12 protein-coding genes and 1 pseudogene are annotated in these 15,828 nt (G+C 32.9%); 10 read left to right on the top strand and 3 right to left on the bottom strand.

Annotated elements, in window-relative coordinates; translation table 11 throughout:
- Positions 1-1,104: 1,104 nt before the first annotated feature.
- From P3F56_RS04895 to P3F56_RS04865, 7 genes are all read left to right on the top strand, one after another.
- On the top strand, positions 1,105-1,356 hold the full coding sequence (locus P3F56_RS04895) for a hypothetical protein (RefSeq protein ID WP_281153640.1): 252 nt from the start codon (positions 1,105-1,107) through the stop codon (positions 1,354-1,356).
- Between the two features lie 244 nt (positions 1,357-1,600).
- Positions 1,601-2,104, top strand: a complete 504-nt coding sequence (locus P3F56_RS04890; protein WP_281153639.1) for a hypothetical protein — start codon at positions 1,601-1,603, stop codon at positions 2,102-2,104.
- A 526-nt stretch (positions 2,105-2,630) separates the two neighbouring features.
- Positions 2,631-2,813, top strand: a complete 183-nt coding sequence (locus P3F56_RS04885) for a hypothetical protein (protein WP_281153808.1) — start codon at positions 2,631-2,633, stop codon at positions 2,811-2,813.
- Positions 2,740-4,275 (top strand): YcjF family protein, encoded by a 1,536-nt coding sequence (locus tag P3F56_RS04880; protein ID WP_281153725.1) that lies wholly within the window; start codon positions 2,740-2,742, stop codon positions 4,273-4,275. Before P3F56_RS04885 ends, P3F56_RS04880 begins: the two co-directional genes overlap by 74 nt.
- 3 nt (positions 4,276-4,278) lie before the next feature.
- Positions 4,279-4,731, top strand: a complete 453-nt coding sequence (locus tag P3F56_RS04875) for a GNAT family N-acetyltransferase (protein WP_281153638.1) — start codon at positions 4,279-4,281, stop codon at positions 4,729-4,731.
- A 248-nt stretch (positions 4,732-4,979) separates the two neighbouring features.
- Positions 4,980-5,585 (top strand): transcriptional repressor LexA, encoded by a 606-nt coding sequence (gene lexA, locus P3F56_RS04870; protein ID WP_281153637.1) that lies wholly within the window; start codon positions 4,980-4,982, stop codon positions 5,583-5,585.
- Positions 5,586-7,386: 1,801 nt separating this feature from the next.
- Positions 7,387-7,512: a hypothetical protein gene (locus tag P3F56_RS04865; RefSeq protein ID WP_281153636.1), complete on the top strand. Its 126-nt coding sequence runs from the start codon at positions 7,387-7,389 to the stop codon at positions 7,510-7,512.
- Between the two features lie 64 nt (positions 7,513-7,576).
- On the opposite strand, the gene P3F56_RS04860 is transcribed toward P3F56_RS04865, so the two are convergent.
- Together P3F56_RS04860 and P3F56_RS10455 are read right to left on the bottom strand one after the other, a co-directional pair.
- Positions 7,577-9,361, bottom strand: coding sequence for a glycosyltransferase family 39 protein (locus P3F56_RS04860; RefSeq protein ID WP_281153635.1), 1,785 nt, complete (start codon positions 9,359-9,361; stop codon positions 7,577-7,579).
- Between the two features lie 1,671 nt (positions 9,362-11,032).
- Positions 11,033-11,335, bottom strand: a pseudogene (locus P3F56_RS10455) (allophycocyanin subunit beta); the annotation flags it as partial.
- Between the two features lie 230 nt (positions 11,336-11,565).
- On the opposite strand from P3F56_RS10455, the gene P3F56_RS04855 reads away from it, so the two are divergent.
- Positions 11,566-12,258 (top strand): PHP domain-containing protein, encoded by a 693-nt coding sequence (locus tag P3F56_RS04855; protein ID WP_281153634.1) that lies wholly within the window; start codon positions 11,566-11,568, stop codon positions 12,256-12,258.
- 72 nt (positions 12,259-12,330) lie between these two features.
- Here P3F56_RS04855 and nagA read toward each other — a convergent pair whose 3' ends face one another.
- Positions 12,331-13,500, bottom strand: a complete 1,170-nt coding sequence (nagA, locus tag P3F56_RS04850) for an N-acetylglucosamine-6-phosphate deacetylase (protein ID WP_281153633.1) — start codon at positions 13,498-13,500, stop codon at positions 12,331-12,333.
- A 167-nt stretch (positions 13,501-13,667) separates the two neighbouring features.
- Here nagA and purE point away from each other — a divergent pair, with 167 nt between their 5' ends.
- Complete coding sequence (gene purE, locus P3F56_RS04845; RefSeq protein ID WP_281153632.1) at positions 13,668-14,204, top strand: 5-(carboxyamino)imidazole ribonucleotide mutase; 537 nt, start codon at positions 13,668-13,670, stop codon at positions 14,202-14,204.
- A gap of 32 nt (positions 14,205-14,236) precedes the next feature.
- Positions 14,237-15,049: a tetratricopeptide repeat protein gene (locus P3F56_RS04840; RefSeq protein ID WP_281153631.1), complete on the top strand. Its 813-nt coding sequence runs from the start codon at positions 14,237-14,239 to the stop codon at positions 15,047-15,049.
- The last annotated feature ends 779 nt before the right edge of the window (positions 15,050-15,828 follow it).

The following is a 15,828-nucleotide window of genomic DNA, read 5'->3' as shown; positions in this document are numbered from 1 at the left end:
ATAATTAAAAAATGTATAATGCCAGATACGATAGCCATATCCTCCTAAAAAACACAGTAAAATTAACTTATTTTTATTAGTCAATTTTTTACTTCTTTCTTTTATTTAACTGAGAATATCTCAATTTATTAGCAAAATTTATTAGATTTTAATTTTCTAGTATTTAACTAAATATTTTAAAATACCTATAAAATTAAAATTAAATGTTAATTAACTGAATATAGTAATTTTCTATTTACTTATATTATCTAATGTTCGTAAAAATATAAATATATATAGTCTTATTCTATCAAATAATTTTATCTATTTTAGATAGAAATGTTTTCTAAAAATTACCTCAAATACTATTTAAAATAGTTCATAAAAGATGTATTTTTATGAATAAACTTCATTTTTATTTAATTATTAATTACTTTTATGACTATTAATATTCATCTATGAAATAGTCTTAATTTCAATAAATAGGTTTACTACATAGATACTCTATTATAAAATTCTTATTTTTTGCGACAAATATTATCTGTCATAAACATAGCCTATTCTTTATTACAAACTATTAACACTATTTTAGATAGTACCTTAATTATGTATATAATTACTTTTATAGTACCTCTTTATAACGTTTTTTTAGGTCACTTTCTTTTTATAATTGAGTGTTTTTTTACAACTTAATTTAGTATTATTAAAGTTTTATCCAATTAAAAACCCTTAATTCTCTTATGATGGAAGATTGCCTAGTTGCAAAAAAAACTCAACGTCAGATTGAAAGCTTTTGATGACCAATGGATAAGCAAATTTCCCTTAAAATTAATAGATTTCATACCTCTTGAAACACAAGATGTGATAACTTTACGGTGAAAAGGAGGAAAATAATTTTTGCTCAGATATATCGCTAAAACTTGCAAAAACTTCCTTTAGAAAGAGCTGGTAACAAGGTTTTTCTAAACTAAGTTCCTAAAAATTTATAGACTCAAAAACCATCTTGGGAAGAAGCTTTAATTCCACCTCCCAATTCTTGAACCTCAAATGTAGACTCAGAAATTTTTTTTATTTTCCTGTTATTTAAGTCCAGATCACACTATACTAAATCTCCTTAGCCGTTTCTTGATTAAGAATATTAACCCAGGAACATCTTTATCATTATTTGAGCTATATATAACCGGAACCAATTCCCTCAACAGTGACAATCTCCTAGATCTGTTGATCCATAATCTTAAATCCTCATCAGAAAATACTGCAGAATTTCTCGACTCGATTAAAATTGATCCTGAAGTAGGTGATCGATACACACCAAGATACGTTACCATCAAAATTAAAGATAACAATGATGACCAAAATCATGAAAGTAATTCATAGCTTAACCAATGTCTGAGATATCTGAAAAAATAATCTTGGTTCGGAAATTGATTAGAAATCACAATCTTATTAATCTTTTTTCAAGGTGATTACCAACACAGCATTCGGTTAGAAGTGATCGGGAAGAAAAAATCCAAAATAAATGTTTTTTCTACTAATCGTTTTATCTTAAATCATGGAAAACACCAGAAAAACAAAAAGAAAGACTCCAGAGTAAATTCTAACTAAAACCTAGGTAATTTTTATGAATATAAAGAAACAATTAGAAATTCTCGCCAATAACGCTCCTGAATATGGCGTGTCTATAGAGATTATGGAACAAGCTGTAAACCCAGTGCTTAAATTCTTTGCTAATCAACACAAACAAACAGATTATTTTGTTTTACATACGAGTGATCGTCATTGGATAATTACGACTCTCAATAACCGCAAACAACCCCAAATAACTAAGCGAGTGGTCTATGGTTTTGTTAGCCATCAAGATGCCCGCAATTTTCAAGACACCGTAGATCCCAGTAGTGTTAATCTCCCTATTGATATTGTTTCTATACCTATAACTCACCTTTTTTTTCAAATGTTTGCTATTCGTCAAGTTGATAGCATTATTCTTATGGATAACCCAAATAATCAGACACAAGGGATTGAAATTCAACGAGAAGACATAGAAAATATGATTCAAAAACAACTTCAACAGGTTACACCTAATCATTTCTTAAAAATTAAGAATACACCGCCTAATTTAGCATAATAATGTTAATATTGATTATTTTCTTAATTGATCGATGAAAAACTATTGAAACTCTCTAAGTTATTACAACGTCTACACTTGTTCTATTTGTCGTCATGGCAAAATTTCTGCTTTAGCATTGTATGAAAGCCTTTACTTGCAATTCCTACCGTCATAATTTTTACGGCTAATTTAGAAAAACAAGTGATTACGATAGCTAATAGGCAATTCGGCTTAACCTGGTGTTGGACAAAGCAAAACTGGCAAAGAATAACCACCGAAAATTTCCTCAGATGGAAATATTTCCGTCGGGGCGATCACTTTTATTGTTCCGCCTACTGCCATAATGGGTTTGGGAGTTTACCTTTTCTTTCCCTTTCCCACAAGTCATCTGTCTTGGTTCCCTTGAGCTTGAATTGGACTGACTTTTATCTTCTATCTAGCCTGTTCGTTATAGCTAAGCCTCGAATGTTATCAGTTAATTCTGTTTTTCTGTCCAGAAGCCCTCAGACAACGCAGCCAGTAACAGTAAGGCAAGAGGCACACCATGTCAAAGCAGACTCTTTCTCTTTTACCCTCTCCCACTTTCTCCCCCTCTTTCCATGCCTCTGCCCCGTCTGTTATTTCTGATCATTGGTTTGAGTATAATTCTTGGATTGATTATATGGTTGATCAATTCGGTTTATCGTCTTTATATTCAATTCTCTTTTACAGCACCTTTATTAGGTAATCTATTGATTATCCTGATTATAGGTCTTTTGGGCTTGTTAATCTATGCTTTTATTTATTATTTCAACTTAGCTGTCTCTGGTAAGTTTTTCTTTACTCGTCGTCAAGAACGGTCTCGTCCTAAACTCCCTGAACAAAAAACTGAAGCGGCACACGAAACCCTTAAAGCAGTACGCCGCCAAGTGCAACAGATCCAAGATAAAGTCACTCAAAAAGCTCTATTGAGTCGTTCTCGTCAAATTGAAACTAGTTTGGTTAAAGGCAATTTACAAGTTGTGGTTTTCGGTACAGGATCGGCGGGGAAAACCTCTCTAGTTAATGCCTTAATTGGGGAAATGGTGGGCAATGTAGAAGCCACTCTCGGAACGACTAAAATTGGGGAGACCTATTCTCTTAAGTTAGCAGGAGTTCCTAGAGACATTCTAATTACAGATACCCCAGGAATTTTGGAAATAGGAGTAGAAGGAACTGAACGGGAACAGTTGGCACGAAAATTAGCGACAGAAGCAAATTTATTATTATTTGTGGCGGATAATGATTTACGTCAATCAGAATATGATCCCCTACAAACTTTAGTAAATATCGGTAAGCGATCATTATTGATCTTGAACAAAATCGATCTTTACCCAAAAGAAGAATTGACACTGCTAATGAAGCAGTTGCAACAAAGAGTTAAGGGATTGATTTCCCCTTTAGATATTATTGCAGTTGCTGCTAAGCCTCAACCATTTTTATTAGAAAATAAGGAAATTGTTACGCCAGAACCAGAAATTATCCCCCTAATTAAGCGTCTTGCTGTGGTTTTAAGGGCAGAGGGAGAAGATTTAATTGCTGATAATATTTTGTTGCAATCTCAACGCCTGGGAGAAGAAGCTAGAAAAATGATTGATCGTCAAAGACGACAACAGGCGGATAAAATTATTGATCGTTATCGATGGATTGGTGCCGGAGTTATTTCTGTTACTCCTTTACCCGTAGTCGATATGTTGGCAATGGCAGCAGTTAATGCCCAAATGGTGATTGAAATTGGACAAATCTATGGCTGTGAATTAAATAGTGATCGTGGTAAGGAATTAGCCCTATCTTTAGGAAAAACTTTAGTAAGTTTAGGGATAGTCAAAGGAGCCTTGGATTTGTTAAGCAAAGCCCTACAATTAAATGTAACTACTTATATAGTTGGGAAAGCGATTCAGGGAGTAACAGCTGCTTATTTAACCCGTGTTGCTGGAAAAAGTTTTGTTGAATATTTCCGTCACGATCAAGACTGGGGTGATGGAGGAATTACCGAAGTTGTACAACGTCAATTTGAACTGAGTCGTAAGGATGAATTTGTTAAAAGATTCGTTACCGACGCTATTGCTAAGGTAGTGGAACCCTTAACAGCAACTTGGGAAGAGGACGAGGAAGAATTAACTCTAGTATCTATAAAACAAAAAGCTATCCTAGAGGAGGATGATTGGTGATTTATGCCATCAATTAACTTAGCTACTCAGACTGATATCTTAGATATTCATCAATTAATCAAACAAATATTTTTCGAAGAGAAATTAACTAAAATAACAGCCGAAGGATATAACAATTTTTTTGAATTTATTGCCTGTAGTTCCTTAAGAAAAAGACTGGTCTGCGGGTCTAAAATGTGGTTATATAAAATAAATACTGAATTAATCGGAATTCTTGAAATAAGTCGAAGCAACCATATTCTACTCTATTTTGTCAAAAAAAACTATCGAGGACAAAAAATTGGGAAAATATTGTTTAATCATGCTAAAAGTTGCGTATTAGGAGAAATTACTGCTAACTCAACTGACTATGCTTTGCCAATTTATTTAAAATTAGGATTTGTCAAAACAGGTCCAGCTGTCAATCGAGGGGGTATTATTGTTTTCCCCTTTTTATTGAAAAACTTTCGTCGTTGAGATATTTCTTCGGGATATCCCAAGAATTCTAATACTTCACGATTCTAGTCTTTTACTTCGTTCCCTGCCAACTAGAATATCTTGACCAATCTCCCCATAATTTTGGCTTGCCTGTAGTCAGCATTAGGAGAAAATCATAAAAATTAAACAAAGGATAAAATAGGTCTATCATAGTACCTATGTTCGTCGAAAAAAGAGGTAAAAATCTTACCTTTAATTTATAACTATTTTCGTTCTCATTAAAACCTATGGAATCCTTAACCCCTGCACAACAAGAACTATTTGACTGGCTAGTTGAGTACATTGACAAAACCCAGCATGCCCCTTCCATTCGTCAGATGATGCACGCGATGCATTTGCGATCACCAGCTCCTGTTCAGAGTCGTCTAGAAAGATTACGAAACAAAGGTTATATAGATTGGACAGAAGGTAAAGCCCGTACAATTCGAATTTTACGCCCTAAACCCAAGGGTATTCGTATTTTAGGAGCAATTACGGCTGGCACATTGGTTGAACTATGTGCCGACAAACAAACTAAATTAGATTTATCTGAAATCACTGAACAGAAAAATTACTATGGATTACAGATTGTAGGAGACAGCATGATCGAAGATTTAATCACTGAAGGCGATTTAGTTATCATGCGATCCCTATCTAGAGATGAACATCCTAAAGATGGAGAAATTGTAGCTGCCATTGTTCAAGGTCATGGAACAACTTTAAAACGATTTTATCAAAATGGTGAAAAGGTATTACTTAAACCATCAAATTCTCAGTATAAACCGATGGAACTTAAAACTTCTGAGGTAGAAATTCAGGGAGTTTTGGTAGGAGTTTGGCGTGCTTACTCATAATGTATCCTAATTACCTCAACGAGTGAGCTAAAGAGTAGGGGTAGACAACTTCTCGCCTTAATTAATTGCTTTCAATATTTTTTTGTAAACTACATATATTCACTAGTGCTGAAATAGATACTTCCCACCCGCGAGACCGCACAATAGTAGATTGTTTAAGTTCTCCACTATCAGAGTTTAATTTTGACGGTAGGGGAGCTGCCCCATCTCAGAGGAGAAAATATTGTCTTTTTTATATAATTTACTGCGTTGATATCTCTCAGTAGAAAATTTTAAATCAATGTAAAATAAAAAGCAACAAAAAAAAAAAGTACTAAATGTTATCCTGATTAGAAATTAGGCTAATGTAATTTAAAAAATAAGAATTATTGAAATTAACTAAAAGCTAAAGATTTTCTTATTAACCTAGTGTAATAGTGGAAAGATTCTGCTAAAAAAACAATCAGAAGTCGAAGAAAATAATTAAATAGAACTGTTTATTCCGAAATACAATTATAAAAACAATATCTACATAAAAAAAAGAAGAAATAGTACAGAACGATCTGAGTAGTGGAAGAAAAAGAATCTGAAAGCAATAAAATACAAAATATCTTGAATATATCTCAGAAAAAGACAAAATAGATACAAGTAAAATAAACTCTTCAAAAAATACTTAAGTTTTTTCTAAAAATACTAGAAGTAATAGCACAAATAGCTTATAGTACAAAACTATACATAAAAAAATGGTATCAAATAAAAATATATAATTACAAAAAAATGTTTGAATTAATCACGACAAACAAGTAAGTATTTGCCAAAATACTTACTTGTTTGTTTTAAATATTGATGGACAAAATTATCTTGTTTCTATTTGTTTTTTTAGAAAAACCAAGAAAATATATATAATGTTAATACAACAATAAATAAAATAAGATGAAATTGAGAATTTGTTATGGCAGTGACGGAAGCTATCAAATCATGCTCAGGATAAAATGGTTTAAAAGTGGAGGTTTTTTGTTAAAAATTAGAAAGTTGAAAAAGTTAATTAACTGGAAATCAAATATAAAAATCTAAATATTATTTAATAAGGTTAAAAGTTCAACTTACTTTCTTAATATTTGTTATGTATAGATTGTCTATTTATGTCCGACTATTTATAGTTCCTAAGCAGAGGATAAAAGTTTCATAGAAATGAATGTGGACAAGAACTGTAATGGACAAACTAGTGTGTGCTGAATTCAGTTTCGACCTAACCCAATTAGGCTAGTTTCCTATGAAACGACAATCGCTGAGATTAGAAATTTTCTGTATTTTCTTCTGTTAAGGTTATTAACCTTTTAATCACCAACAATTTACCTAAATAGCTTAGGCTGATCAATGAATTATTGCTCTTCTACAGTAGAAAGACTTTTAAACTTATGCTATCTACTCATTCATGGATCTCTTTAACTTCCGTTCTCCAATCAGAGAAACGAAAGACCCCAGCCACGCTTTGACTTATTTACGGTGAAGAAATTCCGATGATATCTAAAGGCGTATAGCAAGCATACCAGGAGATTATTCAATTAAGTCAAACCACGAATAAAAGGGAAGAGATTTTATTGGGTTGAGCTCAACGGTCTATCTTTTTTGAATTATGGTTAACCCACATGGAATTCTATCAAGCTAAAGCTTAATCAGAAGTTTATATGAGATGATATCTTCTGATTAAAATTGAAATATTGTCTCAACTAGCTCAACGGATATTAGAGTGAATAATATCACTTATCAGACAAATAGAGGTATTATTAGCAATTGCAGGAATAAAAAAAGTTAAAGAGAGATGGCAAAACTCTTAATATTTATTAAAGCAAGAAATGAGAGAACCCATCAAAATGTGGCTAGTGCGATAGGAACAACCTACGTGAATATTACCCGATTACTTGGAGTCTTCCAACGCCAGGAATAAATCAGGATTGATAACGACTACAATATTTGTTTCCCAAATAAATTCAGATTACTTTTAATAGTAATTATTGACAAGTATATCGTTGATAACCATAACCATTAACTTGAGGAAGCTTTTTTTGATTAACAACACATTGTTTTAAGTCAATAGGAGCCTGGAAATTAACTGTCCAAACTTCAATAGAGTAGGGAATTCTACTAACTACCTGTTTTAAATTTTCTGTTGCTTCAGAGGACTCTAATTTATCTTGATGAACTAACAAAAATAAAGTATCTTGTAGTTCTGAACGTCGTTGTAGTTCTAGAGCAATTCCCATAGTTTCCCCTGTTTGGACTAAGCTTCTATGAGTTGTTGCAATCAAAACCGGACTAGAAGCCGTGTCTTTAATGACTGAAATTAAGCGATCAGGAAGATAATACTTTTGATATCCTAAATTAACTAATACGGTAATCGCTCCTAGAAATCCCATAAACCAAACAGCATAAACAGCCAACTTCCCGTTGCCATTGAGTTTATCATAGATAATCCTTAACAAATAAGTAGGATTAAATGACATTCGGTATTTTTCTTTAACTATTGAATCATCAAGGTTAGATTGATTCCAAAAAATAGCAAGACTCACAGCCACTAAAACGATAACAGCTGGAAAATAAACAAAACTGTATCGTGCACCACGGGTGATGTCCAATCCAACAACATAAGTAATTCCTAAAAAAATAGCAATTGCACTAAAAATAAATCCTATCAACCCTTTTGTTGGCAAGTAATAGTCTGAATATTTTAATCCTTCTTTGATTCCTTGTTTTACATAAGGAATAAACCAAATAAAAAAGAGTAACAAAATTAGACCCGATAAAATAACAATGGCTAGGGAAGAAGATTCAACGGGCAGCAAAGATATCATGGGAACCCAAACTGCTAACAGTTGGAATGGAGGACTAATCATATATAAAATATGTTTAATTGGATGAACCCAGGTAATCATGCCATTCCCATATCCTTTAGGAATAATAATTGCCATCCAAGTTAATCCAGCTGAAATTGCTCCGATAAAAACTAATACAATACGGATTAAATTTCGTGATATAAAAGACATTCCATCCTTTTTTTGCTGATAAAAACGATAAATTAAAAATATTATCGTTATTCCTTCCGCCAATAAAGTTATTCCGAAAAAATAATGAACTGACAAGCCAATTCCATTAATGAATATCCAGGTAATAACTAACCATAAAGGTAATATTTTTTTTGAAAAAAGAATATTGATTGAGAAGGTAAAACAAGTCAAAGAAGCAATTACAAAAAGGATTGCCAATGTATAGTGACGAGCTTCTTGTGCCAGGAAAATACCATAAGGAGAAACTGCCATTAAAGCCGCACTAATTTGTCCAACTCGTTGAGAACGGAAAGCAACTCCTCCTAAGAAATAAATTGCTGGAATTGATAAAATTCCTAATAAAGCAGAAAGTGATCGCATCACCCAAACATCTACGTATTCTCCCAGTAGGGGAAATAATTTTACCCATAAATGTACCAACACAAAATACAGAGGAGGATGGTTATCTTCTTGCAAGAGTAATGAAATAACATCTCCAATATTTGCATCAGAATTAAATTTCAGGGGTTGTAATAAAGTATCAATGGAAATTACCTCATTAAGTGGAACCGAGGTGAAATCATTTCCCAAACTCAACACCATCGTAGCAAATTCATCTGTCCAAGGGGGCTTAGCAGTTAAGTTGGTAAACCTGAGAATGGACCCAATAACAATCCATAATCCCAGTAACAACCAGTCCGCCGATCTCGGTAACTGATCAACCCAACGTTGAGACAATTGCATTTTTAACACGGACTACCTCACGACCAACTTTCCATAAAATAACTCATATTGTCATCTGTTGGGAAAATTGGAAAGGGTGATGAGGGATTAAAAGATCGAGATATAAACCATGACTTTTTTCTAAATAGTTGTTGATAAAAGTCTATTGTCAACAACTATTTAGAAAAAAATGAACACCTTTGGCAAACTATTGTTGTTGATTATAAACACAATTTTTATTATGCAGTGATGCGTCTTTCATCAACAACTATTTCTGGTATATTACGCTTAAGCTAGTAAACTCTACAATTAGAGTAAAACTTGCGATTCTACAAAATATATCTAGGCGATCAAGTTAGTTGGTATAAAGGAGACAAATGATTGTACATAATTTAAAGTTGACTTTCTAACTTTGTAATACTACAGTTAATCTGATACCTTAAATCTTTATATGCTGTAGTTTCCTTTATTTGTTCTCTAACGCGAAGATTAACCTTTTAAAGGTTATAAATTTTCAACTTTATAATATGAGCAAAATATTTAATTGTTTTATCTTTAATATCAAAATTATTTGTAGTCATATTTATTTCTGCCTCATCTAATAGTTTCTCTTCCACTGAACAGCACAGATAAATTAATTGATTCAATTAATTTAAGTGATTTTATGTCAACCTATTTTTTTTTTGAGATTATTCCAACTATTTGTATCTTTAATCTAACTTAAAAACTACCATATTATTGTTATATGATTTTAACTATTTTCTATAAAAAACGTTATCTACTTCTTTCTTTTTAAGAAAATCATGTTTATACTTAGATTTATCAGGATTTTGCTGTACCTAAAAAATAGCAAATGTAAGATAACTATTTTTAGTTTATTCATGCCTAAAAAATAGTTATCTTACATTTTAGAAAAAATAATTTATTTTTTTGTATTTTTATGAAATTTCTACTGATAAAATTAACTACAATTTATTTTTTTTAAATTAAAAACATTGTTAAACCTATTTTTCAACTGATTTAGTTGAATTAACTTAATACCCTATTTAAAAATAATCAATATTTCCTAGTATCGATTATTTTGTGACTACACTTTTAAATTAAATCAAGCTATATTAGCAAATTCATTGTACTAGTTTTTATGAGAAAATTTCAGCTAATTCTGACAATCAATTATGCGCTATATATATTTATAAGTGCGAGAGTATAAATGTAGTATTAATCACTTTTTTGAATTATTTTTAATAGTAAATTTAGTTTTATCTTTAATAAATTAATGAAGTATCTTGGGCTTATGTATAGATTTTTTTAAAAAATTAATTTAATCTAATTAACAAGAATCAGAAAGTTTATTTTTTTTCTTTAACTTGCTAACGGTCATTAATAAATAGCCTTTAATTAATAACTATTTACCATCACAGAAGACTAGAATTAGCCATTGATAAGCAAGGGGCTAATTCTAGCTTAACGATACCTACTGCCTATCTTCATAATGCACTTTTATTCACAAAACTAAACTACAATAGGGAACTAACTTGGTCAACTAAATATTCTGTAATTCGCGTTAAGTCCAGATCCAATTTTAGCTGGAAACGCAGACTGTCACTTTAAGCATCCACATAGATGAAATTATCCTAGAATTAATCAAAGAATTTTTAAAGAGAAGGCCTTCAAGTAACTTATTGTTTAGGGCAAATGTAGTTAGAAAAAACCAATTTCTTTACCATCATCAATACCAATCAAACCAACAGTAATTTCTTTCATTGCTTGAATAGCTTGAATAATGCTAGCGATGAAGATCCTTAAAGAATTGTAGGGTTCTCAACGAAAACTAGCTTATCAAAATCGTAAGCTAACATAGCACAGGTAGAGTAAGCGGAGATAGTAGTCAAGAAGAACACCTCTATAAGTCAAATAACGACGAATGGTGTACATATTGCTACCAGTACAGGTGACATCGGAGTATAACAATGACTTAGCTACAGCTTCTTTAACGATCACAGCAGTATATGTTGCTCAGCAACCTGAATCTAATTGGGACATTGTATTAAGCTTAGTAATATTTACTTGATTATTTTTAACATTTTATTCGGAAAGTAGGCTTGAATCGGAAGTCTTATCAGTTCAGATAAACTACTTAGATAAACTACACACGCAGTTTTTAACTCTTTAAGCAAAGGATTGTTATCCTAGATGTAACAATTTGCAATATTTTTTCAGTAACGGCACCGATTATGGTTGTATTTATGTTAACTCAGCCATCCGCTCAAGATACCGAGGCTCTTAAAAAGGTTTGGCAAGCTCTACACCGAGAAAGTTGCCCTTATAACTATAACTTCCACATGCACACTGTTCACTCCGACGGACAATTAAAACCCCAGGTTTTAATTGAACAAGCAGTGGCTCTCGGTCTCAGGGGGATGGCAATTACTGACCACCACTCTATCAATGGTTACCAAGTGGCGCAAAACTGGATTAATGAGACGCGCCAACACAATCCTCACAAACCTTTACCTCATCTTTGGACTGGGGTTGAGATTAGTGCTAATCTACTTGATACTGAAGTTCATATTTTAGGCTATAGTTTTGATCCACAACACAGTTTGATGCAGCCTTATCTCCGAGGGACTCATCCCGAAGACCTTTGGGTTTCAGCTCATCAGGTTATAAACGCTCTCCATCAAGCTGGTGGTTTAGCTGTCCTAGCCCACCCTGTTCGTTATAATCGTTCTGCAAATGAGCTTATTCACGCTTGTGCTGATTTAGACATTGATGGGGTGGAGGCTTTTTATGCCTATGGTAATCCTAAACCTTGGACCACTAGTCCAAAACAAACAGAACAAGTATTAGCTTTAAGTAAAACCCATGGGTTATTTAAAACCTGTGGAACTGATACCCATGGTTTAAGTTTGCTTCGACGGATCTAGTTTAAGACATACAAACTGGAAAACAAGAAGGAGAAACATTTATTATTGACTTCAGCCTTTCATGATTAATTACTATTCCTTGTTTAATCTTTCCCAATTCAAAATACTACTTATTTTATCCCAATGCCAGCGCAATAAATGGGCTGGCTGTCCTATGGAAATTCCAGGCAGATTAATGGCTTTTCTGGGAGATTCTGTTCCTAGGGAAATAGCAGTTGGCACCTCACAGACTCCCCATTTTACCAAGTTTTCTAATCCGGAAAACAAGGGCAAAGTTGTTCCTGACAATGTTCCATTTGTTAAACTTGCAGTTCCTTGTTTAACTTCAATTTGTCGCTCATCCCAAGGATAAATCCCATCTCCTAAACCAATAGGAGATAGAGCGTCACTAACTAGAAAAACTCCCTGGTCATAATGACTCGATTTCAGTAAGATTTCCATCATAGTTGGACAGACGTGTCGACCATCGGCAATTAATCCACAGTAAACATTTTGATTAATTATCGCTTCCCCTAATAATCCTGAGTTACGATGGTGTAAAGGGGGCATAGCATTGTAAGCATGCGTTACCATTGATGCGCCTAATTTGAAAGCTTTTTTTGCTTCTTTGTCTGTAGCTTGAGAATGTCCTAAACTAACAATAATTCCTTGATATTTTAAATAAGGAATTACTTTATCGGTTGAGTCTAATTCAGGAGCCAAGGTCATTATCTTGACGCGATGAGCATAATTTCCTAAAATTAGTTTAGCCGCTTCCAGACTAGGTGTTAATAGATATTGTTCAGAGTGTGCTCCTTTTTTTTGAGGGTTTAAAAAAGGTCCTTCTAAGTGAACTCCTAATACTTTTGCGGTCTCTTCGGATTTAATAACTTGTTGGCTTATAAATTGATCAATTACTGAAAGCGCTCTCTGGATATTTTTAACTGATGTTGTGACAATCGTGGGGCAGAATCCATCGATTCCTTCTTCCCATAGAAAATCACAAATTTTTTGTAGCATAGGCAAATCTTTTTCTTCAATTTCAGGAAAGGACAATCCTAACCCTCCATTAATTTGTAAGTCTATGCCTCCTAATGATAAATAATCTTCTTCTAAATCCAATATTGTCTCATTTTGGATATATTTAAAACTTGTTCCCATTGATGAGATATCTTCAATAATTCCTTGGGAATTAATAGAAACTTGTTGACTTTCTTGATAGCCGGATATTTTAGCATTAATAATTTTAATATTTTTTAGCATTTTTTAATGTAAATTACTATTTTTTGATTAGATTTTATGAATCATCTAGAATCGTAAGTTCACCAAGAAGCTCAGCTTAATCAATGGCTCCATTGTTATCGAGTCTCCATATCTAGATAGCTTTTCATTGTTAGAATAACTCTGTCGAATATACCTGAGCAACTATCATGACTAACTCTTCTTCTCGTGTAGGCATAATTATGGGAAGTGATTCTGATTTACCCACGATGAAAAGTGCGATCATCGTTTGTCAAGACTTTTCAGTTTCTTGTGAAGTTACGATCGTGTCTGCTCATCGTACACCAAAAATAATGGTAGATTATGCCCAGACTGCGCATAAAAAGGGAATAAAAGTTATCATTGCAGGGGCAGGAGGAGCAGCCCATTTACCGGGAATGGTAGCTTCTTTAACTCCTCTCCCTGTCATTGGCGTTCCTATTGCTACCAGTCATTTACAGGGGATAGACTCTCTTTATTCCATTGTGCAAATGCCTAGAGGCATTCCCGTCGCCACCGTCGCCATTGGAAACGCTGAAAATGCTGGACTACTGGCAGTGCAGATTCTGGCGTCCCATGATTCTAAACTACTGAAACAAATCCAACAACATCGACAAGATCTAACAAAAATAGTTATCGATAAGCAAGAAGAACTCAAACAGTTAGGCTATGAAGACTATTTAAAAAAAATGGAACAGAAGTCATAATAGGTAAAAAACACTATCAATAGAAACCTCCAATGATCCGTATACTATTAAGTCTGTTAAGTATTTTCTTATTGTGGTTTGGGACTATTACCAGGATTTTAGCCGAAGAAACTCCTATTGCGCCAATTACTCAAGAACAATTAGAATGGGGGAAGGAAATTGCAGAAAAAGCTTTCGAAGCCACGCAAAAAGAAAATTTTACCCAAGCAGAAACCTATTGGACTCAATTAATCAAAAAATTTCCGATAAATTCAGCATTATGGAGTAATCGGGGAAATACTCGTGTTAGTCAGAATAAATTAGACAAAGCGATTGCAGACTTTAATAAGGCTGTTGAATTAGCTCCTAATGAGTCTGCTATTTATCTTAATCGAGGAACAGCTCTAGAAAGACAAGGAAAATATCAAGAGGCAATTATAAACTATAACCGAGTCTTAGAAATTGCTCCCAATGATGCTATGGCCTACAATAATCGAGGGAATGCCCAAGGAAGTTTAGGCAACTGGGAACAAGCATTAAAAGATTACCAGACAGCTGTCAACATTGATCCTGACTTTACCTTTGCTAAAGCCAATGTTGCTTTGGTATTCTATCAATTGGGAAACACGAAGGAAGCCTTAAAGCAAATAAAAAATATTATACGAAAGTATCCTATGTTTCCCGATACGCGAGCAGCATTAACAGCTATTTTGTGGGACTTGGGAAAACAAGGGGAAGCGGAGAGTAATTGGGTAGCAACGGTAGGAATGGATAACCGTTATCAAGACTTAAATTGGGTAACAAAAGTTCGTCGTTGGCCGCCGCGCTTGATAACAGCTTTAGATAAATTTTTGAATCTAAAGTAAAGTATGATCGGTATCATCCGCCCTATGCTATTTTGCGTTTAAACCATCTCATTAATTGAGCGAAATAAACCGTAGAATACTCCAGTATTAATACTAAAAATTAGACTATAAAACTTGATATTTATAGACTGTGATTGTATAAGTTTATATTGAAGTATGCGCTCCTCCCTGCACCTTAATTAGGAATTTAATTAATGATTAATTTAAGGATTTATTATATTGATTAAGATCAATATAATAAATTTGATCCACTTGTATGGTGTGCTCATTAACATGAATTGAATCTCCTTGATTCTTAAAAATCAAATAGAGTATCATCTCCGATACCATTAACCGAGTAATAATGGATATTATCATTTGTGTAAACAACTATTCATCAATAGTTTTCAGGAAAGGTTAACTAGGATAAATTACAATTTTGTTCGTTGATTAGACAATCTCAGGTTGTCTAGAAACTGATTTTAGTTTAAATGTTCTAGTTGAGAGTTGAAATTAACTTCAAAAAATAATTTTTTTATATTTGATACCAATTATTGACTAACTCTATATTCTTAAGTTTTCTCACTATAAATTTATTAACTTCACTCAATTACGTTAGAAGCCTAACGTAACATTCAATAACCAGATAAGTCATTTGCAATTTATATCAAAAATTTAGTTTTAGGATAGATAAAATAATTTAATTAAATTAATTACTCTGATAGTTTTATGTTTATTACCTGACTAGAATAGCGAATAAATACACTTAAGTATTGATTTCTTCGTAGAGATTTTAATAG

Source organism: cyanobacterium endosymbiont of Epithemia clementina EcSB (assembly GCF_029919255.1).
GTDB lineage: Bacteria > Cyanobacteriota > Cyanobacteriia > Cyanobacteriales > Microcystaceae > Rippkaea.
This window is presented reverse-complemented; position numbering and strand designations above follow the sequence as displayed.

Bases quoted from the DNA above. Each gene is read 5' to 3' on its own strand.
- P3F56_RS04890 (WP_281153639.1), top strand. From the start codon at position 1,601: ATGAATATAAAGAAACAATTAGAAATTCTCGCCAATAACGCTCCTGAA.
- purE (WP_281153632.1), top strand. From the start codon at position 13,668: ATGACTAACTCTTCTTCTCGTGTAGGCATAATTATGGGAAGTGATTCT.
- P3F56_RS04875 (WP_281153638.1), top strand. From the start codon at position 4,279: ATGCCATCAATTAACTTAGCTACTCAGACTGATATCTTAGATATTCAT.
- P3F56_RS04885 (WP_281153808.1), top strand. From the start codon at position 2,631: ATGTCAAAGCAGACTCTTTCTCTTTTACCCTCTCCCACTTTCTCCCCC.
- P3F56_RS04840 (WP_281153631.1), top strand. From the start codon at position 14,237: ATGATCCGTATACTATTAAGTCTGTTAAGTATTTTCTTATTGTGGTTT.
- nagA (WP_281153633.1), bottom strand. From the start codon at position 13,500: ATGCTAAAAAATATTAAAATTATTAATGCTAAAATATCCGGCTATCAA.
- P3F56_RS04865 (WP_281153636.1), top strand. From the start codon at position 7,387: ATGGCAAAACTCTTAATATTTATTAAAGCAAGAAATGAGAGAACCCAT.
- lexA (WP_281153637.1), top strand. From the start codon at position 4,980: ATGGAATCCTTAACCCCTGCACAACAAGAACTATTTGACTGGCTAGTT.
- P3F56_RS04855 (WP_281153634.1), top strand. From the start codon at position 11,566: ATGGTTGTATTTATGTTAACTCAGCCATCCGCTCAAGATACCGAGGCT.